The sequence below is a fragment of the Campylobacter sp. RKI_CA19_01122 genome, from assembly GCF_025771325.1.
In the GTDB taxonomy this organism is placed as follows: Bacteria; Campylobacterota; Campylobacteria; order Campylobacterales; family Campylobacteraceae; genus Campylobacter_D; species Campylobacter_D lari_D.
Map to the genome: position 1 here is coordinate 25,018 of NZ_JAKMPZ010000009.1, position 24,229 is coordinate 49,246.

Sequence of the window (24,229 nt, forward strand, 5' to 3'; positions counted from 1 at the left end):
GATGATTAAATTATCAATTTAGCAATATTAATCCCTACAAAAGCAACCAAATATGCACATAAAGATGTAAATATAAAAAGATACCATGCATACTTTTTATTTCCTGCTTCTTTAGCAAAAACTATAGTTGCTGCAAAGCAAGGATTATAAATCATAATAAAAAGTATAAAAGCTACTGCTGTGTTAAAAGGGATGTTTTCTTTTATAGCCTCTTGTAAATTTAAACTTGTCTCATCAACTTCATCGCCTAAAGAATAAAGCACGCCCATAGTAGAAATCATCACTTCTTTAGCTGCTAAACCACTTACCAAAGATACACTAAGTTTCCAATCAAAGCCAAGTGGTGCAAAAATAGGCTCTATTGCTTTGCCAAATTGTCCAAGATAACTATTTTCTATCTGAAGCTCTTGAGTTAAAGCATCTTGAGTATTATTTTCTTGTGCAGGAAAATTACTCGCAAACCAAATAAGCAAAGAAGCTATCAAAATAAATGTTCCTGCTTTTTTTAAATACATTTTGGCTTTGTTAAACACCATAAACCATACCAAATTCCAATTTGGCATTCTATATTTTGGCATTTCCATTACAAAAGGTTCATCTTGTCCTCTAAAAGCGCTCATTCTTAAAATCTTAGCTGCAATCAAACCCAAAAACGCACCCAAAAGATAAATCCCAAAAAGATAATTTCCCGCCACATCAGCAGGAAAAAACACTCCAACAAAAAGCACATATACAGGAAGTCTTGCGCCACAACTCATAAAATTAATAATAAAAAGAGTTAATAGTCTATCTTTTTTATTTTTTAAAGTTCTTGTAGCCATAAATGCAGGTACTGAACAGCCAAAACCCGTGATTAAAGGGATAAAACTTTTACCATGTAAGCCAAATTTGTATAAAATTCCATCTAATAAAAATGCAACTCTAGCCATATATCCAGTTGTTTCAAGCAAGGCTATACCAAAAAATAAAATCATAATATTTGGTAAAAAAGTTATAACCGCACCAACCCCACCTAAAACACCATCAGCTAAGGCTGAAGCGATAAATTCATTGCTAATATTATTTTTTACCATATCACCTAAATTAGCAAAAAACATTTCTATATAATCCATAGGGATTTGACCTAAAGTAAAGGTTAGTTGAAATAAAGCCCACATAAAAAACAAAAATATAGGAATTCCTAAAAATTTATTAATTAAAATAGAATCTATTTCTTTAGTATGATTTTTATACTTAACACTCTTGCTTAAAACCTTAACACATATACCATTTGCAAAAGCAATCAGCTCTTCTTTAAAAATACTTTCCATATCTTTGCTATGATATACCATGTAAATTTTTTCTAAAGCTTCATCAAGTATTTTTCTCAAAGCATGCGAAATGACTATATTAACTTCATTTTTAAGCAAAGCTATCGCTAAATCTTTTGTAGAAAAATCTAAATAAGTAATTTCATTTTGATTTAAAAATTCACTTATTTTTACAAGTTCTTCTTCTATGATATCACTATAAACACGCTCTTTAGCTTCAAATTTAGCTTCATGGGTTGAAATGATTAAATCCAAAAGTGCATTTAGATTTTCTTTAGTTTTAGCGCACACGCCAAGACAAGGTGTATTTAGAAGTTGGGATAAAATTTTAAAATCTATACTAAAACCTTCATTTTTAGCTTCATCTTGCATATTTAAAGCCATAATCATTTTGATTTTAGCTTCTATTAAAGATGCGCTCAAAATCAAATTACGCTCTAAATTTGTAGAATCAAGCACATTTACTACAAGATCAAATTTACCCTTTTTTAAAAAATCTTTTGTAATTTTTTCTTCTTCGCTATAACCATCTAATGCATAAGTTCCTGGTAAATCTATAAATTTAAACTCATAATTTTTATAAATTAATCTAGCCTCAGCCTTTTCAACCGTAACACCGCTAAAATTTCCAACTTTCATATTAGCTTTACAAAGTGCGTTAATTAATAAACTTTTACCAACATTTGGCTGACCTACTAAAGCAACGATGATTTCTTTCATTAAAACTCTTTTGAAATTTGTATTATTTTTGCTTCACTTGAGCGTAAAATCACGCAAGTTGTATCAAGTTCTACCATAATAGTAGAATTTGCTATAGAAGAGCGAATTTTTTTAACTTTTTTGTTTTTTGCAAAACCAAAACTAAAAAGTCTTGCTTGGAGTTGTTTATCTGCTTCAAAGCCTACTATAAAGGCTTCTTCATTGTCTTTTAATGTATCTAAAGTCATGTTTTTCCTTACAAAAACTAAGATAAGACATTATATAAAAAATTCAATTATTTATTTTTTAAAATAATAAGCAATCTCAAAAAATGAGATTGCTAGAAATCAAAATCATTTAGATTTTCTAAATTTTGAAGCTTTTTGACTAATTCCTCAGCCTTTTCTAAAGAAAGTGCTATGCTAGCATTAGAAAGAAATTTATCTTTTAATTCATCAAAACTTAAAGGATTATCAAAATTTCCTTTATTTATAAACACATCTTTTTTAATTACTCTTCCATCATTTAAAACAGCTTCTAAATGTCCTGGAAAGTATTTAGGGAAACCGCTAGATTTTTTCTTCTCATAGCTAATTTTTTTAGCAAATTCTATTAGTTCAGCTCTATTTAAATTTTCATAAGATTTTAAAGTAATTTTGCCATCAAAAAATGCCAAGGCCATTAAAAAAGGCATGGAAAATTTGGCCGCATAAGCACTTTGTGGAGTGTATTTTGCTTCTATTGGATCACAGATAAATGAAATTGGCACTTCATCTACAAAGCAATGCAAACTTTTGATATCTTGCGCTTTTAAGCCATCATTTCTTAAACTCATAGCACAATCAATAAGCCCATGTGCAAAATGACAACTTGGATAAGGTTTTAACGAAACTTGCATTACTTGCCAAATTTCATTCAACCCCTTACAAAGTTCATTTTTATCACATTCATCTTCTAAGCCAAAAGTTCTAAAGACATTATCCCTTCCTTCAAATATACTCAAAGGACCACTCATATTAGCTTTTGCGAAATTTGCTACCAAAATTCCATTTTTCAAAGCATTAGCTATGTGTAAAACTTTAGAATTAGATCCATTAGATAAAAACTCATTTACCCCACTTGCAAAACTTCCTGCTAAACCTAGTGCATTGATAATTTGATCTTTGTTTAAATCAAGTAAAACACAACTTGCAGCCACACTACCAAAAATTCCTGCTATAGCTGTAGTATGAAAGCCACGCTTATGAAAACTTCCTTTACTTGCTATACCCACTCTAGCAGCAATTTCCCAACCAACAATAAAGGCTTTTAAAACTTTCTTTCCATCTTTACTTACACTAAATCCATAAGTTAAACAAAGCGGGGTTAAAATAGCACTAGCGTGCAAAATAGCTTCAGTATGAGTATCATCAAAATCAAGGGCATGCGCTGCAATAGCATTTACCATCGCAGCATAAATTACATCAAGCTTTTTATCCCCACTCCAAATTTTTTCACTAGGATTTACGCTTAAAGCTTCAAAAGCCTTAGTTGCATTTAAAACACAAGCTTCATTTTTAGCAGCTAGGGCTGTTCCTAGTGCATCAAGCATAAGCTCTTTTGCTCTTTGTTTTACTTCACTAAGAATAGCTTCATAGTCTAAATTTACGATAAATTCGGCTAGTTTTTCACTTAAATACATTTTTTCCTACTTTAGAATTTGTGCATTAGCGATTTTTTCTAAGAACTCATCAACTAATTTTGGTGCATAACCTACATAAGTTGTAGCATCCATTAAAACATCAATGTCTTTTTCACTTAAAACCTTACTTACACGCTCATCTTCAAGTAAAACAACTTTAAAAGTTTTATGATTTTCTATACCTCTCATAGCATTTTCATAAACAATTTCATGTGCATGTTGCTTACCATAATGATCACTCAAAGCAAACATCACACGTTCTGCTAATACAAAGCCATTAAGCGTATCAAGATTTTTTAACATTTTGTCTTTTTTAACTTCTAAATCATCAAAGACAAATTTCATATTTGCTAATACTACTGAAAGCATTAAAAATGCTTCTGGCAAAAGCTTCCATTCCATTTTCCAAACTTGACCATCTCTTTCATGCTCATGTCTTTCTATATCGCTTAAAATTGCAATATTAGCTCTTAGGGCATTACTTACAGTCACTGCGTTTTCACTTACTGCGGGATTTCTTTTATGAGGCATAGTAGAGCTTCCCACTTGACCTTTTCCAAAAGGCTCAGCAATTTCATCGATTTCATTATGAGCTAAAATTAAAAGTTGATGTGCTATTTTGTTAAAGGTTGCGTTGATATTACCTAAAACATAACCAAGCTCAATAAAACGATCTCTTGCTGGTTGCCATGAGATGTCAGGAACTTCTAAACCTAAGCTTTCTAAAGTAAGTTTTTCTACTTCATTAGCCTTGTCACTTAAGCTTGCTTTAGTTCCCACTGCACCTACGATTAATCCTACATATAATCTTTTTTCAAGTTCGATAATTCTTTCATAGTGACGATTAAGCTCACTTAGCCAAATTGCAACTTTGTGTCCAAAAGTTATAGGTAAAGCTTGTAAAGCTAAGGTTCTTCCCATCATTGCAGTGTTCTTATGCTCTTTTGCGATTTTTGCTAAATTTTTAGCTATATCTTTTAAATCTTGTTTGATTAAAGCCATAGCTTCTTTAAATTGTAAAACTATGCCTGTGTCAATGATATCTTGTGTTGTTACACCAAAATGCACATATTCGCCAAGACCATTTTCGCAAGCTTTTTCCAAACCTCTAACAGTAGGCACTAAAGGGTGTTTAGTCTTTTTAAACTCAGCAAAAATAAAATCCATATCCATAAATTTACAATGCGCTTTTTTAGCTATTTCTGTAGCTGCCTCATTAGGGATAATGCCAAGTTTTGCTTGAGCTTTTGCCAAAGCAGCTTCTACATCAAGCCATTTTTGAATTCTATTTTCTTCACTAAAAATAGCTCTCATTGCAGGGGTGCTCCAAGAATCTTGAAGCAACCTCATATCAAATACACTCACACCCATGTTTTATCCTTTAAAATTTATTTTTTCAAATGCTTGTTTTAAATCAGCAATCAAATCCTTACTATCTTCAAGACCTATATGAAATCTTACAAAAGGACCTCTAGTACTCCAATCTGTTGCCGTTCTTGGCGGAGTAGTAACAGTAGCTAAACTCTCATATCCACCCCAACTTGCACCGATTGAAAAATACTCTAAATTATCTACAAACAAAATAGCTTGTTCTTTAGAAATGCCATCTGCAAATTCAATCGTTACCATACCATTAGCACCTTTATGATCGCGCATAAAAACTTCATAGTTTGGATGAGTTTTTAATTTTGGATAAAAAATTGTTTTAACTTCTTTTCTACTTTGTAAAAACTCTACTACCTCATCTGCACTTTTTTCATGAGCCCTCATTCTTACATCTAAAGTTCTCATACCACGAAGCACTAAATAAACATCATCAGGACTTGTAGTAAATCCTAAAGCTTCTGGTAATTTGTCAAAATTTTTCCATTCTTTTTCATTAATCACTACTATACCCATAGTAACATCTGAATGCCCACTTAAGTACTTAGTCGCTGCAATTACTGAAATATCTACTCCAAGCTCAAGCGGATTTAAAAAATACCCGCTTGAATAAGTATTATCAATCGCTACTGGTATGTTATGTTTGTGCGCAATTTCGCAAAGTTTTGGTAAGTCTATGATTTCATAAAGTATAGAACCTGGACTTTCACAAAGGATTAATTTTGTATTTGGTTTGATTTTTTCCTCTACATCAGAAGCATCAGCTTTTAGAAAGTCAATTTCTACACCCATTTTAGTTAAAAATAAATCACAAATTGTTCTAACAGGTCCATAAATAGCATCAGTGATTAAAAAATGAGCATCTTTACTAGCATAATTTAAAAGCACCATAGCTAATGCTGCAAGCCCTGTTGGGAAAAGTTGTGCTCTATAACCACCCTCAAGCTCACAAATAAGTTTTTCAAGTTCAAAATTTGTAGCTGTTCCTCTAGCACCATAACTCAAAACACGCTCATTTTTTCTTAGCTCGCGGTATTTTTGCCAAGTAGCATGATCTTTAAAAAGTATGGTTGATGCACGCATTAAGGTTGGATTAACTGATCTTGCTTCAGCGCTTTGATCGCCTCTTCCTAGGTGGATTAATTTAGTTTTATTATTCATTTTAAGTCCTTTTTTACAAATAAACATAAGTCATAATCACATTAACAATAGCAGCTACAAGCATAGGAATAGCTGTTCTTTTTACAACTTGCAATGGATTTACTTTAGCCATAGCTGAAATTGCCAAAATAGCTGGTGCAATAGGTGAAACACATCTACCAAAACCTGTCATGATTTGGATAGGTGCTATCATAGTTATAGTTTCAACTCCAAAAGATTTTGCTATATTTGGAATGAGTGGTGCAAAAGAAAAAAATGCTGCATTTCCTGAACCCATTAAAAATGCACACACAGCAAGTAAAATAGAAACTGCTATGATGATAGCAAGCACTCCAAAACCTGCATCTTTTGCAAAGTCTATTAAAGTATCTACAAAACCAACCGATAAAAGGCCACTTGCAAAAACTTGGCCACAAACGATCAAAGAAACTGTGATTACAAACAAATGCCCCATACCTTTGAAAAATACCATGATAGAATTTAAAGTATCAATTAAACTTTTATAACGAATGATTTCAAAAATAATTGCTATAAAAGTTGAAATCATCATAGCAACTGGCACATTCATCCTAATTGCAGTAGATGAAGCTGCTTTAACTTCTTCCATGGTAGTAAATCCCATTAACACCATTATGCTATCTAAAACACTACTAAAGCCCAAAATTAACACTAAAGGTATAATAGGTAAAATCGCATAAATTCTAGGTGGTTTTTTAAGCTCTTCACTTTTGCCATCATGTTCTGCTAATTCTTTTTCAACATCATCACGGTTAAATGTGAAATTTTCTTTTTTATCAAAATATTTTGAGCAAAAATAAATCGCAATACCCACTGCTATGATAATAGGCACAGTTGTAGGAAGCTGATAATGCACAAAATAAATTGCAGGATCAATTTCAGCTGTTTTTGCAGCTAAAATTACATTACCACTGCCTGGGCCATGGTCAATGTATTGACAAATAGCAATAATCGAAAGCGCAGAAAGCTTAGAAACACCTGAACGCACTAAAATAGGGTACATTGTAACCATAAGCAAAAGTGCTAAACCTGCATGTGAAGGTATAAAAAGCACTAAAAACTGGATCACAAAATATGAAACCAACAATAAAACATAAGGTGATTTCACAGCTTTTAAAGGTCTTTCAAATACTTTAAACAAAGCATAACTTGCACCTACATGATCCATGTAAGCAGAAAATCCTGCTATACACATTAAAGTAAGTCCAAGACCTGCTAGAGTACTTGACATTTTAGTATTTACTACTTGGAAAATATCAAAAAGACCTAAATGTAAAGATTGTTTTTCACTAATGATAGGAGAAAGTCCAAAAATTCCTGCTAAAGCTAACAAGAATAAACCACTTAAAAGCAACGCCATGTGGGCGTTGATTTTTTTATAGAGCATAAATACAAGTAAAAATACAGAACATCCTGCAAAAAATAAACCCAACATGCTCTATCCTTTATGAGCAATAACCTCTATCTCCACTTTTGCTCCCTTAGGAAGATCTTTTACCGCAAAAGCACTTCTTGCAGGATATGGAGCTGCGAAAAATTCAGAATAAACCTCATTGAAAGCCAAAAAATCATCAATATTTGCCAAAAAGCAAGTCGTTTTAACTACATTATTAAAATAAAGATTATTTTCTTCTAATATAGCCTTGATATTTAACAATGATTGTCTTGTTTGTTCTTTTACATCTTCACTTTCTATGTTTCCACTTTGTGGATTAATAGGAAGTTGTCCTGAAATAAATAACAAACCATTAGCTTCTCTATAAGCTGAATATGGTCCTATAGCCTTTGGATAATTTGCCATGTATACTCCTTGTGTTTAAATGAAATCATAATATAATATTATCATCATAATAATAAATTGTCAATATTTTTTTATCATAATAATAATTTTTTTTATTGTTGTAAATATTAACAACTTTGATGAAAATATTTTGTAAAATAACAAAAAACAACAAAAAGGTCTAGATCATGGATGAACAACAAAAAGAATTATTTATCAAACTCACTCAATTTTTAGGGCAAGTTCTTGGAGATCAGTATGAAATAGTTTTTCATGTGATTTCACCTGAGGGTTCATACATAGCAGCCATTGCAAATAATCATATTAGCGGAAGGACAATCAATTCTCCATTAACCTCTTTTGCGAGTGAGCTTGTACAAGAAAAAGAATATTTAAATAAAGATTTTTTATGTGATTACAAAGCAAAGGTTGGAAAGTCTAAGATCGTTACTGGATCAACCTTTTTTATAAAAAACCAAAATAAAATTGTAGGAATTTTATGTATAAATCACGACACCACAGAACTTAGAAATGCTATTAGTAAAATCATAGAACTAGAAAAAATTAATGATTTTAGTGATTTATTAGATATTCACAATCAAAACAATGTAAATTTACACAATGTGAGTAATATAGAAACACTTAGTCATTCTATAGAAGATATTCTAGCTGAAAACATAGACTTAAAATATTTAAATTCAGGATATAGCTTAAGCACTGAACAAAAAGATGAGATTATTAAAAAGCTTCATTCAAAGGGAATTTTTAATATAAAAGGAAGTATACCTATAGTTGCTAAGTCACTTAATATATCAGAACCTAGCGTCTATAGATATTTGCAAAAATTTAAAAATAGCCTTTAATAGCTAAAAAACTATTTGCGATATAAAATAAGCACTCACAACAGCACCAATGATTAAAGAAAAACCCGGTCTTAAATAAGAGTGATTGATCACAAATTTTCCTATTTTTGTTGTGCCTGTTCTATCAAAAGCCACGCAAGCTATTTGATTAGCTCCTGGAACTATAAAATCTCCACTCACACAAGGATAAAGCACGATAAGAATTTGAGGAGGAATTCCCAAACTCACACCCAAAGGCATCAAAGCAGCTACTGTTGCAGCTGGAGAAAAAATCACCATAGAAAAGGCAAATAAAGCCACGCCAAATAAATATGGATAATCTTCTACAATATGTGATAAAGAATTACTAAATAAAGGCTTGTAAGCTTCAAAAAATGTCCCTGTCATCCAAGCTATACCAAAAACCCCTACAACGCCTATAAGTCCTGATTTAAATACAGAAGCTTCACCAAGTTTATTAGCAGGAACTTTAGCAAAAAGCATAATTAAACAAGCTGTTGCAAGCATGATCATTTGAATTAAATTTGGGGTAGAAAGTCTTTCTATTTTACCATTTGCAAGCTCATAGTGAGGTAACAAATTTGTAAAAGTCCCAAAGAAAATAATGGTTAAAATCCCCAAAGCAAATATTAATAAAGCTCTTTTTACTTTAGGATCTGTTTCTTGTTTATCTTCTTGTTTATCTTGAGTTAAAAACTGATATTCCCCTGCTCTTACTCTTCTTTGAAATTCCTCATCTTGCTCAAGCTCTTTTCCTCTTTTAAAAACGCTCAAACAAGCACATATAACGCCAATTAAAAATGCTGGCATTACCACAGCTAATATTTGAACAAGTCCTACACCACTAATGGCTAAAATGGCTACCATACCTGCAGTGGCTGCACTCATAGGAGAAGCCACCACTGCAATACCTGCTGCTATAACTGAAACCGAAAGTGGTCTTTCAGGACGAATTTTAGCTTGAGCAGCTACTTCAGCAATCACTGGATAAATAGAAAAAGCCACATAAGTAGTACCACAAAATATTGTAAATGTGGATGTGATTAATGGGCCCATAAAAACAATAGCTTGAGGTTTTTTCTTTAATGCTTTTTCAGCTATTTTTACTAGCAAATCAAGCCCGCCTGCGCTTTGCAAAACACTCACGCAAGTAATCACAGCAAGTATAATAAACACAACACTCACAGGAAGTGAAGCTGGTTGCATACCAAAAACTAACACCAAAATACACATACCAAGCCCACCTGCAACCCCAAGTCCTATACCACCATATCTACCACCTATGGCTATCATAGAAAAAATAATAAAAAGTTGAAGTATAAAAATAATATCCATCTAATCTTCGCCCTTATTGTTTATTTTTTACATTTATCCAACAATTCTTTTGCATGTTCAATTTGCTCTAATACAACTTTAGTTCCTGTACCGCCATAAGAAAGTCTTGCGTCTATACAAGTTTCTAAAGCAATTGCTTCATAAATATCTTCTTGGATATTTTCATTAAATTGATGGAATTCTTCCATGCTAAGCTCTTCAAGCATTTTTCCGTGTTTAATACAATAATTCACAGCACCACCAACTATACTATGAGCTTCTCTAAATGGTATATTTTTTCTTACTAAATAATCAGCCATATCTGTGGCATTTGAAAATCCTTTTGCAGCTGCTGCTCTTGTATTATTAGTATTTACTTGCATTTTTTCTATCATAGGAGTTATAATTTTTAAACTTGCCATTAAAGTATCCATAGAATCATAAACTTGAGCCTTATCTTCACTCATATCAGTATTATAAGCTAATGGAATACCTTTCATAATAGTTAGCATTGCCATAACATTACCATACATTCTACCTGTCTTACCACGCATTTTTTCGGCTACATCAGGATTTTTCTTTTGAGGCATTATGCTTGAACCTGTACAAAAATCATCACTTAATTCTATAAATTTAAAATCTTGACTTGAAAAAAGTATAAGCTCTTCACAAAAACGACTAAGGTGCATGAAACACATTGCAGCAATAGCAGTAAATTCAACCATGTGGTCTCTATCACTTACACTATCAATGCTATTTTCTGTTGGTTTAGTAAAGCCTAGTTCTTTGGCACAAAAATGTCTGTCTATATTAAATGTAGTTCCGCCAAGTGCAGCTGCTCCCAAAGGACACTCATTCATTCTTTTATATAAATCCTCAAAACGAGAATAATCCCTACTTAACATCCAAAAATACGCCATAATCCAATGTGAAAAAAGCACTGGCTGGCCCGTTTGCAAATGCGTATAACCTGGCATAATAGCTTTGATATTTTTTTGAGCTTGATGGATAATTTCTTCTTCTAAAGCAATAATTTGACCTAAAATTTCTTTAATAACTGCCCTCATATGCATTTTTGAATCAAGTGTAGTTTGGTCATTTCTACTTCTTGCGGTGTGAAGTTTTCCACCTACTGGACCTACGATTTGTGTCATTCTTTTTTCTACAGCCATATGAATATCCTCATCAGCTATATCAAAAACAAAGGTTCCATTTTGAATTTCTTCTCTAACTTGTTCTAAGCCCTTAATGATAGTTTTTGCTTCATCGTCTTTTATAATACCTTGTTTTGCAAGCATGGTGCAGTGAATTATACTACCTTGTATATCAAAAGGAGCAAGTCTTGGCTCAACTGGTAGTGAAGCAGTATATTCTTCAACTAATTTATTTGTAGGTAAATCAAAACGCCCACCCCATAATTTTTCTGCTTTGTTAGACATTTGTTATCCTTTCATTAAAAAATTAGGGGTAATTTTATTTGAATTTATTTTAATTTAGCTTAAAATTTTTATTTCTATAATAAAAAATTTTAAAAATTTATAATTTAATAATAGAATTTTTTGATAATTTTAAATAAATAAAATATATTTTTAATATATTATAAATTTTTAACTATTTTTTGAAAATTTTTAATACACTAAAAGCTATTTTTTTAAGAAAACTTTTTTTAGAATGCTTTGTTAAAAACTCTACTATATCTCTATGCCCAAACATCAACGCGAAAGTAAAAGGTGTCATACCAAGACCATTGTTTTCATCAATATTTGCTCCATGTTCTACCAAAAGCTTACACATAGGTAAATATCCTTTAAAACACACCCCTGCTAATGGAGTTTGTCCTCTATCATTTTTCTCATCTACCCTAGCATTATTTTCTAGTAAAAACTTAGCACATTCATAAGCATTATGATAACTTGCAAGCATTAAAAGACTATCGCCTTTATGATTTTTTAAATTCACACTCAAACCCGCTTCTATCATAGTCTTTAAATTTTGTAAATCATTTTGTCTTGCGTAATCAAAAGCCATAGTGCAAAGCTCTTGAATTCTTTTTTCTTCTTCATTACTAAACATATTTTTCCTTTATAATCTTTAGTTTGCCACTTTTAAAGTGGCAAGTAAAAATTACATTTTCAAAGCTTTTTTAACGCCATTTGCATATTCACTTGAAATTTTTTCAAAATGACTTAATGCTCTAGCAATAATTTTTTCATCAACCCCACTCATAGAAGCTGCTATGTTTTTAAATAATTGCTCTTTTTGATCTTGATTCATTATATCAAACAAGGCTCTTGGTTGGGTGTAAAAATCATTATCAAGTGGAGCATATCTTTGCGCATTACCTTCAAGTACTAAGTCAGGCTCTAGGTAATTTTTATCTTCTTTTGGACTATCATCATAACTATTTGGTTCATAATAAGCAAGGCCATTTTTGTAAGTGTCAAAATTCATAGCACCTGCTACATTATAAGTATTTACTTCACTTTTTGCACGATTAACTGGTAATAAATGATAATTTGTTCCTATGCGGTATCTGTGTGCGTCAGGATAAGAAAAAATTCTAGCTTGCAACATTTTATCAGGACTAAAACTAATACCAGGAACAATATTGCTTGGACTAAATGCAGCTTGTTCTACTTCATTAAAGTAATTTTGTACATTTTTATTAAGTACTAATTCGCCTACTTCAATTAAAGGCACAATACTATGCGGCCAAACTTTAGTTAAATCAAAAGGATTAAAACCTAATTTTTCTGCTTCATCTTCTTTTAAAACTTGAATTTGGAAAGTCCATTTTGGAAAATCTCCTTTTTCAATAGCTTCATATAAATCTCTTTGATGACTTTCTCTATCACTTGCTATTAAATTTGCTGCTTCTTCGTTGGTTAAATTTTTAATACCTTGCTTGGTTTTAAAATGAAATTTCACCCAAAATCTTTCGTTTTTATCATTAATCAAACTATAAGTGTGACTTCCAAAACCATGCATATGACGATAGCTTGCAGGAATTCCTCTATCACTCATTAAAATAGTAACTTGATGTAAGCTTTCAGGACAAAGGCTCCAAAAATCCCATGCAGCATTATTGCTTCTTAAATGATTTCTTGGATCTCTTTTTTGAGTGTGGATAAAATCAGGAAATTTATATGCATCTCTTATAAAAAATGTCGGAGTATTATTACCTACTAAATCCCAATTTCCTTCTTTAGTATAAAATTTAATAGCAAAACCTCTTACATCTCTTTCTGCATCAGCTGCACCTGCTTCGCCTGCAACGGTTGAAAATCTTATAAATAAAGGTGTATTTTCTCCAAGCTGTAAAACTTTTGCCTTGGTGTACTGAGAAATATCTTTAGTGATTTTAAGCTCCCCATAAGCACCGCTCCCTTTTGCATGAACAGTTCTTTCTGGAATTCTTTCTCTATTTTGATGGGCAAGTTTTTCTAACAAAATATAATCTTGCATTAAAAGTGGACCCTTAGCACCTGCGCTTAATGAATTTTGATTATCGGCTATGATATTTCCGAAATCATTGGTTAGTTTTTTCATCTTTTCTCCTTTTTATAAATAATAATTTTTATTATTTGATAAATTATATCCATATATTATTAAAATAAAATTAAACAATAAAAATTATTATTTTTGAAAAAATAATCTTTTTTTAAGCATAATTATTTTTATTTTGTATTAAAATTGTTGAAAAATAAGAATAAGTGCTCTTATTTTAAATATTTTTACTACAAAATTAATAAAACAAGGAGAGTTTAATGGATAAAGAAACAAGAACTTACTATATTAAATTAGTGAAATTTCTTGCTGATGCTTTGGGAAGAAATTATGAAATAGTTTTGCATGATGTAAGTGAAGATGGTACTAATATAGCAGAAATAGCTAATAATCATATTAGCAAAAGAACTATAAATTCACCTCTAACAGGCTTTGCTATTGAAATGATTAAAAACAAAATCTATTTAGAGCGTGATTATATAACACATTATAAAACTTCAGCTAAAAGCTCACAAGTAATGTCAGGCTCTACTTTTTTTATTAAAAAAGATGAAAAACTTGAAGGTTTGCTTTGTATTAATCATGATACTTCAGCATTTAAAAAAATCTCTGATGAAATTTTAAATCTTGGAAATATTTATGATAATTCTTATGAAAGTCCTGAACAAGAAAATAAAGAATACATAAAACTTGATTTAGAAGAAATCGTTGAAGATATTACGGGGATAGATATTGAAAGTTTTAAAAATAAAAGTTTAAAACCGAAGGAAAAACAAAAAATGATAGCTAGTTTATATGAAAAAGGCGTATTTAATGTAAAAGGTGTTATTCCTAAAGTTGCGGAGCTTTTAAATATTTCAGAACCTAGTGTTTATAGACATTTACAAAAGATTAAATAATCATAATTTAAAAAAAATATAATTTTTGATACAATAACATTTTAAAATTTTATAAAAGGAAAAATATGGCTGATGATATGATGGATGAACAAGGTGAATCAAAGAAAAAAGGCGGGAATACTTTAGTAATCATTATCGTTGTATTTTTATTTGTATTTTTACTTGTTATTGTAGGAGCAATTGCTTATCTAATGTTTAGTGGCGGCTCTGAAGAAAATCCTACCCCGCAAACCGAAGAAAGCGCACAAGTTGCACAAGCTCCTAAAAAAACAAATGCAGTAGCAGCTAGAGGGAGTGATTATGCAAATATTGGCGTGATGTATCCTTTAGCACCTTTTACGCTAAATTTATTAAGTGATGGTGGATCAAGATATGTAAAATGCACCATTCAACTTGAACAAAATGTTGAAACCTTAACTCCTGAACTTGATAAAAAAGTTGCTATTATTAGAGATATTATCATTAGAACTTTAACATCAAAAACCTTTGAAGAAGTAAGCACTACAAAGGGTAAAGAAAGATTAAAAGATGAATTAACCGGTAAGATCAATGAAGTTTTAACTGATGGTTTTATCAAAAATATTTATTTTACCGACTTTGTAGTATCTTAATGATAGGCTGTGACATAGTCGTATGCTCTCGCATAGAAAAAATTTATGAAAGACATAAAACACTTTTCTTGGATAAATTTTTGTCCAAGAAAGAGCAAAGTTATATAAAAAATACCAACACTCTAGCCGGATTTTGGGCTATTAAAGAAGCTGCCTCTAAGGCTTTGGGGGTTGGAATTTCTAAAGAATGTTCTTTTTTTGACATCACCATCTCTAAAGATGACAAAAATGCTCCACACATTAGTTTTTCTCAAAAAGTCATGCAAGAATTCAAAATTAAATCAGCAAGTGTAAGCGTAGCGCATGATGGGGGTTTTGCTATAGCAGTAGTAGCTATAGAAACTAAGCAAGGTTAAAACCTTGCTTACATATAAAGCCCGCCATTGACTTTTAAAATTTCTCCTGTGATATAAGAAGAATGATCACTTAATAAAAACGCCACAGCTTGAGCTACCTCACTTGTATCTGCAAAACGCTTCAAAGGGATATTATTAATATAATTTTGTTTTATTTCATCACTTAAAACTTCAGTCATATCACTTTTTATAAAACCTGGGGTAATGCAGTTATATCTTATATTTCTTGCTGCACCTTCTTTAGCAAAAGATTTTGTTAATGCTATCATACCACCTTTGCTAGCACTATAATTAGTTTGGCCTGCATTTCCCATTTCTCCAACTATAGAAGCAATATTTACAACCGCACCAAAACGCTTTTTACTCATAGTTTTTAATGCCTCTCTACAACCTAAAAAACTTGAATTTAAATTAGCATTAATCACTGAAGAAAAATCATCCATACTCATTCTAAGTGCTAATTTATCATTAGTAATACCTGCATTATTAACTAAATAACTAAGCTCACCATCACTTTCCACTATAGTTGCAATAGCACTTGTAAATTCTTCTTCAACACTTGCATCAAATTTAATCACAGCTGCAGTGCCACCACTTTTTTCTATCTCTTCTTTTAGTGCATCAGCAAGTTCAGGCTTACTTCTATAATTAATCCAAACTTTTAAGCCATAACTTGCTAATTCTTTGGCTATTGCTGCACCTATACCTTTACTTGCACCTGTTATTAAAACATTTTTTCCACTAAATTTCATTGTTCTCCTTTAAATTAAAATAAAGCCTCATCCATTTCTTTTGGGATAGGTAAGTTTAAAATTTTAAGCACGCTTGGTGCTATATTGCTAAGTCCCATGCCTTCTTTAAGCTTTTCTACTCCTTGAGCTTCTACAAAAGCAAAAACATCAAAGGTTGTGTGATTAGTGAGCATATTTTCTTTTTCATCCCTCATCGCTTCACAGTTTCCATGATCTGAAGTAATAATAAAAGCATAATCATGCTCTCTTGCTTTAGCAATAACCCTACCTAAACACTCATCTACACATTCAACCGCACTAATCGCAGCTTCAAAATCACCCGTATGTCCTACCATATCACCATTTGCAAAATTTACTACGATAAAATCCATACCACTTTCTATACCCTTAAGCACCTCATCTGTGACTTCTTTAGCACTCATTTGAGGTTTTTCATCGTATGTTTTTACTTTAGGACTTGGAATTAAAATTCTTGTTTCATTGCATTCTAATTCTTCTTTTCCCCCATTAAAGAAAAAGGTTACATGAGCGTATTTTTCTGTCTCAGCTGTGTGAAGTTGGCTTAAATTTGCATTAGCTATCACAGAAGCTAAAGTATTATTTAACTCTTCTTTTTCAAACATCACAGGTAGTTTAAAACTCTCATCATACAAACTCATAGTAATGGCATTTTTTATAAGCACTTCTTTTGGAAATTCATTAAAACTTTCTTGGGCTAAAGAAGCGACTAATTGACGCATTCTATCATTTCTAAAATTGATAAAAATCACACCATCTTCAACCTTAATTCCATCAAAGTTTTGACTAATAACTGGGGTTAAAAACTCATCTGTGATATTTTCATCATAGTTTTTTTGTATAAATTGCATAAAATCATCACACTTTGGTGCCTTAGCAAATAAAGCATCATAATAAGACTTAACCCTATCATAGCGCTTATCTCTATCCATAGCATAAAATCTTCCCGATAAAGAAGCAAAATTAACCCTTTCTTTTTCGCAAAATTCCTGTAAAGATTTTATAAATTCTAAACCTGAATTTGGAGGACAATCCCTACCATCACTAATTGCATGCGCAAAAACTTCTTTATTTTCTTGCCTACAAATTTTTAAAAGTGCATTAAAATGTGTATGCATAGAATGCACCCCGCCATCACTATAAAGCCCTATAATATGCACTCTTTTGCATTTTTGCAATAATTCTTTTAAAGCCTTATTGTCTTTTAAAGTGTCATTTTCTATGGCTTTATTTATCTTGACTAAATTTTGATAGATTATGCGTCCACTACCTATACACATATGCCCTACTTCGCTATTACCCATTTGACCTTCAGGTAAGCCAACTGCCAAGCCACTTGTTTTTATCAAAACATTAGGGGTATTTTCAAAAAGCTTATCATAAGTTGGCTTTTTAGCATGAAAAAAAGCATTATAGTTTGAATTTGTATTATGTCCTATACCATCTGTGATTATCAAAATACATTTTTGACTCATTTTTTACTCTTTTTTATAATTTATTTATGTGATTTTACTAAAATTATGCTTTTAAAAAACAAATACAAGGTTAAAATTTTGCTTTATCTTACAGAATATACAAATTATATGTTTTTTTCTTATATTAGCGTGCGTGCTGGTTTTGCATTTTTTATTGCTTTGTTTTTGAGTTTGTATTTAATGCCAAAATTTATCAAATGGGCTCAAAACAAAAAAGCAAATCAACCTATTTATGAATACGCTCCACAATCACACCAAGCTAAATCTCATACCCCTACTATGGGTGGGCTTGTTTTTATCTTTGCTACTATCATAGCAAGTGTTTTAAGCGCTGATTTAAATAATAGTTTTGTAATCGTTGGATTATTATGTTTAGTACTATTTTGTACTATAGGCTTAGTTGATGATTTGGGGAAAATTTTAAAAAAAGACAATCACGCAGGATTAAGCCCAAAAATGAAACTACTAGGGCAATTTAGCGCTGCTTTTATTTGTGTTGGATTATTATATTTATTTGATATAAATACTGAATTTTATTTACCTTTTTACAAACATGCTATTTTTGATGGCGGTATGTTTATGTTGTTTTTATGGATTTTAGTTATTATATCAAGCTCCAATGCTGTAAATTTAACCGATGGACTTGATGGTCTTGCAACCGTGCCTTCTATATTTTCTCTTTTAAGTCTTGGTGCTTTTTTGTATTTAAGTGGAAATGCTATTTATAGTTCTTATTTATTCTTACCTAAAATTCAAGGTCTAGGAGAACTTGTGGTAATAAGTGCGGCTTTAGTTGGTGCACTTATGGGATTTTTGTGGTATAACTGCTATCCTGCACAAGTTTTTATGGGAGATAGTGGGAGTTTAAGCATAGGGGCGTTTTTAGGCTATCTTGGTATAGTAAGTAAAAATGAAATTTTGCTTTTGCTTATAGGTTTTGTATTTGTTTTAGAAACTATTTCAGTAATTTTACAAGTAGGAAGTTTTAAAATCTTTAACAAAAGAGTATTTAAAATGGCACCCATTCATCATCATTTTGAAAAAATAGGCTGGGTGGAAAATAAAATCATTGTGCGTTTTTGGATGATAGCCTTACTTGCAAATATTATTGCATTAATTAGTATAAAGTTAAGATAATGAAAATTTCACTTTTTGGATACGGAAAAACAACTAAAGCTTTTGCACAGCGTTTTGGAAATTGCGATATTTATGATGATCATTTTGCAAGTATAAGTAAAGATGAATTTAACAATACACTTTTACCGCCTTGTGAATTTGATCCTTTAAAAAGTGACTTAGAAATTCCAAGTCCTGGCTTTCCAAATGATCATCTTCTCATACAGCAAGCAAGAAATTTAAGTAGTGAATATGATTTTTTTTATGATGGCATGCCAAAAAGTGTTTGGATAAGCGGAACAAATGGCAAAACCACCACCACCCAAATGACACATCATCTTTTAAAACACATCAATGCACAAATGGGAGCAAACATAGGAACTCCTTTAGTACAAATGGATATTAGTGCTAAATTATGGATTTTAGAAAGTTCATCTTTTTCGCTTTTTTACACCAAAGTAGCTAAACCTGAAATTTATGCACTTTTACCTATCACGCCCGATCATCTTTCTTGGCACAAAAGCTTTGAAAATTATGAGCAAGCCAAGCTTAGCGTGCTTGAAAGAATGAATGAAAATGATGTGGTAATTTTACCTAAAAAATATGAGGCTTATCCAACTCATGCTTATGTTATAAGCTATGAAGATGAGCAAGATTTAGCTAAAAAAATGCAAATTGATTTAGAAAAAATTCATTTTAAAACCCCATTTTTGCTTGATGCTCTTATTGCCTTAAGTATAGAAAAAATCATACTAGATCGTTGCTCTTATGAGCTTTTAAACGAGTTTAAGATAGAAAAAAACAAACTTGAAGAAATATTTGATCATAAAAATAGACTTTGGGTAAATGATACTAAAGCAACTAATCTTGATGCTAGTTTAGCTGCTCTTAAACGCTATAAGGATAAAAAAATTCATCTTATCATAGGTGGGGATGACAAGGGAGTGGATTTAAGCGCTTTATTTGTTTTTATGAAAGAGCTTGATATAGAGCTTTATGCCATAGGAAAAAGCACCAATAAAATACTTGATTATGCTAAAAATGCTAATTTAAAAGCACATTTTTGTGAGTTTTTACCTAAAGCGGTAGAAAAAATCAATCAAAACTTAACTAATGATGAAGTAGCCCTACTAAGCCCTGCTTGTGCAAGCTTAGATCAGTTTAAGTCTTATGAAGAAAGAGGAGAGCTTTTTAAAAAATGTATTCAAGAATTAAGCTAAATCTTTTTGAATGCAAAATTTTAAAAACTCACATAAATTTATAAATTTATTGCTTGGTTCTTTATTTTTATGATAAATCAAGCAAAGCTCTCTTGAAATTTTAAAATTTTTTAATCTTACTTCAAATAAACTTTTAGCTTCGAGCTCTTCTTTAACACTAAATTTAGGTAAAACTGCTAAAAATTTACCTTTTTTAGTCAACTCTTTTATCATAGCAGTTGAGTTTAACTCATAAACCAAATTAAGCTTTACATCTTTAGGCAAAGCATTTAAAAACACTTCTTTTGCACCTGAACCTTGCTCACGACTTAGCCATTTAAAATCCTTTAATTCATCTATGAAAAATTCTTTTTTGAAGTCATTTTTACTCACCACAATAAGCTCATCATCACAAATTTTAATCTTTTTTATATCCTTATCTTTGCAAATCCCTTCAATCAAACCTATATCGATTTCTTTATCTAAAATATCTTTGATAATATTTTGACTATTATCCAAAGACAAATTTAATTTGATATTTTCTGCCTTTTGATCCAAAAAAGTTCCTAGTAAATAAGTACCTACATTTTGACTAACTTTCATACTTATTTCATAGCTTTGATCATCTTGCATTGCTTTTTCTATGCGTTCAAATTCTAAAATCAAAGGAGTGATTTGTTTTAAAAACACTTTTCCTTTTTCATTTAAACTTAAAAATTTAGCATTTCTATCAAAAAGCTTGGTGTTTAAACTTTTTTCAAGTTCAAATATAGCTAAAGACAAAGCAGATTGAGTTATATTTAATTCTTTAGCACAAGCTCTTAAATTTAAATTTCTACACAAGGCTTGAAAATATTTTATTTGTTTAAAAGTCATAAGCACTCTTTTGATAAATATTTTTAATCATTATATCAAATAAAATTAATTTTACTTATCACAAAAAAATCATTAAGATTACAAAAAACAAAAAAAGGAAAAATTCATGCATAAAAATATATATAAACATAGAAAATTTGAAGCTTTTTTACTGCTTTTTACTCTTGCTTTTTGTGCTTTTGCTATTTCTGAGCTTAATTTTTTTAAAAATCTTGGAATTTCAGCTTTAATCATAGCCGTGATTTTAGGAGCTTTAATAGGAAATTTAGCTCATCAAAATGCAAATTTACTCAAAAAATCAGGAGTTTTAGGCATAGCAACAAAAGAAATTTTAAGACTTGGAATTATACTTTATGGTTTTAGAATTACTTTTAATGATTTAGAAAAAGTTGGATTAAATGGGATTTTGCTAGCATTTTTAGTGGTATTTTCTACCTTTTTTATAGGGCTTTTGTTAGGAAAATTATTCAAACTTGATCTTAAAGAAAGCATACTTATAAGTAGTGGCTCAAGCATTTGTGGAGCAGCTGCTGTGATGGCTAGTGAAAGCATTGTTAAAGGTGGCTCTGCTAAAGTTGGCGTAGCAGTTTGCACTGTGGTTGTGTTTGGAACTTTAGGGATGTTTTTATATCCTTTGGCTTGGAATTTAGGTTGGTTTGATTTTTTTAATTTAAAGCAAATGGGGTATTTCATGGGAGCAAGCTTGCATGAAGTTGCACATGCTGTTGCAGCAGGTGAAGCTGTAAAAGCAGGAGATGGTGCTGTCATAGAAAAAATGATGCGTGTTTTAATGCTAGTGCCTTTTTTGATTTTCTTAAGTCTTTTTTCATTGAAATTTCTAAGTAAAAATAATGAAAAAATCTCCATTAAAGCAAATATTCCTTATTTTGCTTTGTGGTTTTTATTTGCATGCGGTATTAGCTCACTTGAAATATTAAATACAGATTTTGCGCTTAACTATATAAAACCAAGCATACAAACTATAGACACACTTTTGCTTTCTATGGCTATGGTAGCTTTAGGAGTAAATATCCATAAAAATGTTTTAAAAAATGCAGGTTTTAAACCATTTTTAATGGCATTTTTTCTTTTTATATGGTTAATCTTTATATCAATTAGTTTTATTTTATTATTAAATTTATAAATACATGAAAATTCTTCATGTATTTATTTTATAATCTTTAATCAAAATAGATTAATGTTAGCGAATTAACAATAAAGGTTTTTTAGCCTTAGTTAAAATATCATTTGTCAAACTACCAAATAAAATACTTTTTACCCAGTGATGTGAGTAAGCCCCCATAATCAATAAATCTATATCATTTTGCTCACCAAAATCAAATAAAGCTTGAGTAATCTCTCCACTTAAATGCTGTGTTTGCACATTTAAATTTGCTTCTTTAAAAATTTGACCTACTTGAGCTAATAACTCACAAGAAGCTTTTTCATCTTTAGAAACATTTACTACATAACGCTTTGCTTCTTTAAAAATAGGTCTTTTAATGGCTTGTTCTATGGCCTTTTTAGCCAAATTACTCCCATCATAAGCCATCATTACACTTTTAATCTCTTTAAAAGCAGAATTTACAAGCAAAATAGGCACATTTAAAGCTCTTACTAATTCTTCTGTATGAATACCTATTTTGTTTTTCTTACCTCCGCCTTTTAAACCTGCTATGGCTAATCTTATTTGATCATTGTATTCTTTTAAAACTTCTTCTAAGTCTCCATCTCTTTGCACACTAAAGCATTCTTTTACGCCTTGTTCTTTTGCATAAGTGCAAAATTCTTCTAAAATTCTTTGCCCTTTTTTGCAAAGATTTTCATTTTTTTGGCTTTGCTCTTCTACTAAATCTTCAATCACACACCCACTAGCACCTATGCCAAAACTACAAGCTAATTCAGCATTAGTAAAATTTGGTTCTATAGTATATAAAAACATTAAAGGTAAATCTAGCTTTTTAGCTAAATACACTCCATAATGCAAACTTTCCCTACAAGGCTCTAAAACATCTACACAAACTAGAATTTTTTCCATTTAATATCCTTTTGTAGTATCAATCTTGTGCTTTTTGTGCTATTAAAACACCTTCTATGATTTTTTTAATATCCCCATCTAAGATATTATCAACTTGCGAAAAAGCTTCATTTGAGCGTGTATCTTTGACTTGTTGATAAGGAAAAAGCACATAAGAGCGGATTTGATGACCCCAACCTATCTCACTTTTTTCGCTTGAATTTGCTTCATCTTGTTGTTTCATAAGCTCAAGCTCATAAAGGCGTGATTTTAGCATTTTAAAAGCAGTTGCTTTGTTTTTGTGTTGGCTTCTATCATTTTGACATTGCACTACTATACCACTTGGCATATGAGTTATGCGCACTGCTGATTCAGTTTTATTAACATGCTGTCCACCCGCTCCGCTTGCTCTATAATAATCAATCCTTATATCTTTTTCTTCAATTTCTATTTCAATATCATCATCAAGTTCAGGTGAAACCATCACACTAGAAAAACTCGTATGGCGACGCCCTGCACTATCAAAAGGAGAAGTTCTTACTAAACGATGAATGCCATTTTCAGCTTTTAAATACCCATAAGCATTTTCACCTTTTACTAAAAAGCTAACATCTTTAAGCCCTGCTTCTTCGCCTTCTTGAAAGTCAAGTGTTTCTACTTTAAAACCTTCTCTTTCACAAAATCTCAAATACATCCTATAAAGCATGCTAGCCCAGTCATTACTCTCCGTTCCACCTGCTCCTGGGTGAATAGAAACTATGGCATTTTTACCATCATTTTCCCCACTTAAAAGCATAGAAATTTCAAGATTTACAATAAGATCTTCTAGCTTGTTTGCATCTTCAAATAAAGCTTCTATGGTGTCTAAATCATTTTCACTATTAGCAAGATCAAAAAGCTCGCTTGCATCATTTAAAGCATTATTTGCATTTTCATAATTTTTAAGTAAATTTGAAATTTTAGTTTTTTCTTTACCTATAACGCCTGCTTGTTTTACATCACTCCAAAAAGAAGGGGAATTTTCTAAATTTTCTATTTCTTTTAATCTTGCTTTTATCTCTTCAGGCTTAATAATAGAAGCGATATTTCCAACTTTGTTTTTTAATTTTTTTAAAAGTTCGCTGTATTCGTAATTATCCATAAAAATTTTCTTTCTAATTTTGATATAATTTAATCTTATAATTTTAGCAAAAA

23 protein-coding genes are annotated in these 24,229 nt (G+C 31.0%); 7 read left to right on the top strand and 16 right to left on the bottom strand.

The annotated features are described in order from the left end of the window. Window positions 1-5 precede the first annotated feature (5 nt). From feoB to L8U37_RS06025, 7 genes are all read right to left on the bottom strand, one after another. A complete protein-coding gene (gene feoB, locus L8U37_RS05995) occupies window positions 6-2,030 on the bottom strand; it encodes a ferrous iron transport protein B (protein ID WP_263728814.1) in 2,025 nt (674 codons plus the stop codon). Continuing rightward, window positions 2,030-2,257: a FeoA family protein gene (locus tag L8U37_RS06000; RefSeq protein ID WP_039627920.1), complete on the bottom strand. Its 228-nt coding sequence runs from the start codon at window positions 2,255-2,257 to the stop codon at window positions 2,030-2,032. The genes feoB and L8U37_RS06000 overlap by 1 nt, the downstream gene beginning before the upstream one ends. A gap of 92 nt (window positions 2,258-2,349) precedes the next feature. After that, complete coding sequence (locus tag L8U37_RS06005) at window positions 2,350-3,690, bottom strand: MmgE/PrpD family protein (RefSeq protein ID WP_263728815.1); 1,341 nt, start codon at window positions 3,688-3,690, stop codon at window positions 2,350-2,352. A 6-nt stretch (window positions 3,691-3,696) separates the two neighbouring features. After that, the gene (gene purB, locus L8U37_RS06010; protein WP_263728816.1) at window positions 3,697-5,061 is read right to left on the bottom strand and encodes an adenylosuccinate lyase; all 1,365 of its coding nucleotides are present in this window, start codon (window positions 5,059-5,061) and stop codon (window positions 3,697-3,699) included. Between the two features lie 3 nt (window positions 5,062-5,064). Continuing rightward, on the bottom strand, window positions 5,065-6,234 hold the full coding sequence (locus L8U37_RS06015; RefSeq protein WP_173787883.1) for a trans-sulfuration enzyme family protein: 1,170 nt from the start codon (window positions 6,232-6,234) through the stop codon (window positions 5,065-5,067). Between the two features lie 13 nt (window positions 6,235-6,247). After that, on the bottom strand, window positions 6,248-7,687 hold the full coding sequence (dcuC, locus tag L8U37_RS06020; RefSeq protein WP_263728817.1) for a C4-dicarboxylate transporter DcuC: 1,440 nt from the start codon (window positions 7,685-7,687) through the stop codon (window positions 6,248-6,250). Between the two features lie 3 nt (window positions 7,688-7,690). Continuing rightward, window positions 7,691-8,053: a Rid family detoxifying hydrolase gene (locus tag L8U37_RS06025; protein ID WP_044598311.1), complete on the bottom strand. Its 363-nt coding sequence runs from the start codon at window positions 8,051-8,053 to the stop codon at window positions 7,691-7,693. A gap of 167 nt (window positions 8,054-8,220) precedes the next feature. Between L8U37_RS06025 and L8U37_RS06030 the strand changes: the two genes are divergently transcribed. Next, window positions 8,221-8,895: a transcriptional regulator gene (locus L8U37_RS06030; protein ID WP_133319588.1), complete on the top strand. Its 675-nt coding sequence runs from the start codon at window positions 8,221-8,223 to the stop codon at window positions 8,893-8,895. Between the two features lie 3 nt (window positions 8,896-8,898). On the opposite strand, the gene L8U37_RS06035 is transcribed toward L8U37_RS06030, so the two are convergent. From L8U37_RS06035 to L8U37_RS06050, 4 genes are all read right to left on the bottom strand, one after another. Beyond that, entirely contained in the window at window positions 8,899-10,230 is a 1,332-nt protein-coding gene (locus tag L8U37_RS06035) for an anaerobic C4-dicarboxylate transporter family protein (RefSeq protein WP_263666318.1), read from the bottom strand. Between the two features lie 20 nt (window positions 10,231-10,250). Further along, window positions 10,251-11,648 (bottom strand): argininosuccinate lyase, encoded by a 1,398-nt coding sequence (argH, locus tag L8U37_RS06040; protein WP_263728818.1) that lies wholly within the window; start codon window positions 11,646-11,648, stop codon window positions 10,251-10,253. 172 nt (window positions 11,649-11,820) lie between these two features. Next, window positions 11,821-12,282, bottom strand: a complete 462-nt coding sequence (locus tag L8U37_RS06045; protein ID WP_263660699.1) for an ankyrin repeat domain-containing protein — start codon at window positions 12,280-12,282, stop codon at window positions 11,821-11,823. A gap of 51 nt (window positions 12,283-12,333) precedes the next feature. After that, window positions 12,334-13,758: a catalase gene (locus L8U37_RS06050; RefSeq protein WP_263728819.1), complete on the bottom strand. Its 1,425-nt coding sequence runs from the start codon at window positions 13,756-13,758 to the stop codon at window positions 12,334-12,336. 218 nt (window positions 13,759-13,976) lie between these two features. On the opposite strand from L8U37_RS06050, the gene L8U37_RS06055 reads away from it, so the two are divergent. From L8U37_RS06055 to acpS, 3 genes are all read left to right on the top strand, one after another. Further along, entirely contained in the window at window positions 13,977-14,615 is a 639-nt protein-coding gene (locus L8U37_RS06055; protein WP_220566805.1) for a transcriptional regulator, read from the top strand. A 65-nt stretch (window positions 14,616-14,680) separates the two neighbouring features. Further along, entirely contained in the window at window positions 14,681-15,226 is a 546-nt protein-coding gene (gene fliL, locus L8U37_RS06060) for a flagellar basal body-associated protein FliL (RefSeq protein WP_133319594.1), read from the top strand. Continuing rightward, window positions 15,226-15,582: a holo-ACP synthase gene (gene acpS, locus L8U37_RS06065; protein ID WP_263661129.1), complete on the top strand. Its 357-nt coding sequence runs from the start codon at window positions 15,226-15,228 to the stop codon at window positions 15,580-15,582. The genes fliL and acpS overlap by 1 nt, the downstream gene beginning before the upstream one ends. Before the next feature lie 8 nt (window positions 15,583-15,590). Here acpS and fabG read toward each other — a convergent pair whose 3' ends face one another. After that, window positions 15,591-16,334, bottom strand: coding sequence for a 3-oxoacyl-ACP reductase FabG (fabG, locus tag L8U37_RS06070; RefSeq protein ID WP_263728821.1), 744 nt, complete (start codon window positions 16,332-16,334; stop codon window positions 15,591-15,593). A 14-nt stretch (window positions 16,335-16,348) separates the two neighbouring features. Continuing rightward, window positions 16,349-17,827, bottom strand: a complete 1,479-nt coding sequence (gene gpmI, locus L8U37_RS06075; protein WP_263728822.1) for a 2,3-bisphosphoglycerate-independent phosphoglycerate mutase — start codon at window positions 17,825-17,827, stop codon at window positions 16,349-16,351. Window positions 17,828-17,905: 78 nt separating this feature from the next. On the opposite strand from gpmI, the gene mraY reads away from it, so the two are divergent. After that, complete coding sequence (gene mraY, locus L8U37_RS06080) at window positions 17,906-18,964, top strand: phospho-N-acetylmuramoyl-pentapeptide-transferase (RefSeq protein WP_263676290.1); 1,059 nt, start codon at window positions 17,906-17,908, stop codon at window positions 18,962-18,964. Further along, a complete protein-coding gene (gene murD / locus L8U37_RS06085; protein ID WP_263728823.1) occupies window positions 18,964-20,163 on the top strand; it encodes a UDP-N-acetylmuramoyl-L-alanine--D-glutamate ligase in 1,200 nt (399 codons plus the stop codon). Before mraY ends, murD begins: the two co-directional genes overlap by 1 nt. On the opposite strand, the gene L8U37_RS06090 is transcribed toward murD, so the two are convergent. Next, the gene (locus L8U37_RS06090) at window positions 20,155-21,018 is read right to left on the bottom strand and encodes a LysR family transcriptional regulator (RefSeq protein WP_133319600.1); all 864 of its coding nucleotides are present in this window, start codon (window positions 21,016-21,018) and stop codon (window positions 20,155-20,157) included. The two genes, murD and L8U37_RS06090, sit on opposite strands and share 9 nt — an antisense overlap. Window positions 21,019-21,124: 106 nt before the next feature. Here L8U37_RS06090 and L8U37_RS06095 point away from each other — a divergent pair, with 106 nt between their 5' ends. Beyond that, window positions 21,125-22,162 (top strand): YeiH family protein, encoded by a 1,038-nt coding sequence (locus L8U37_RS06095; protein ID WP_263659430.1) that lies wholly within the window; start codon window positions 21,125-21,127, stop codon window positions 22,160-22,162. A 57-nt stretch (window positions 22,163-22,219) separates the two neighbouring features. Here L8U37_RS06095 and L8U37_RS06100 read toward each other — a convergent pair whose 3' ends face one another. Together L8U37_RS06100 and prfB are read right to left on the bottom strand one after the other, a co-directional pair. Next, entirely contained in the window at window positions 22,220-23,056 is an 837-nt protein-coding gene (locus tag L8U37_RS06100; protein ID WP_263728824.1) for a universal stress protein, read from the bottom strand. A gap of 19 nt (window positions 23,057-23,075) precedes the next feature. Then, on the bottom strand, window positions 23,076-24,176 hold the full coding sequence (gene prfB, locus L8U37_RS06105; protein ID WP_039617474.1) for a peptide chain release factor 2: 1,101 nt from the start codon (window positions 24,174-24,176) through the stop codon (window positions 23,076-23,078). Between the last annotated feature and the right edge of the window lie 53 nt (window positions 24,177-24,229).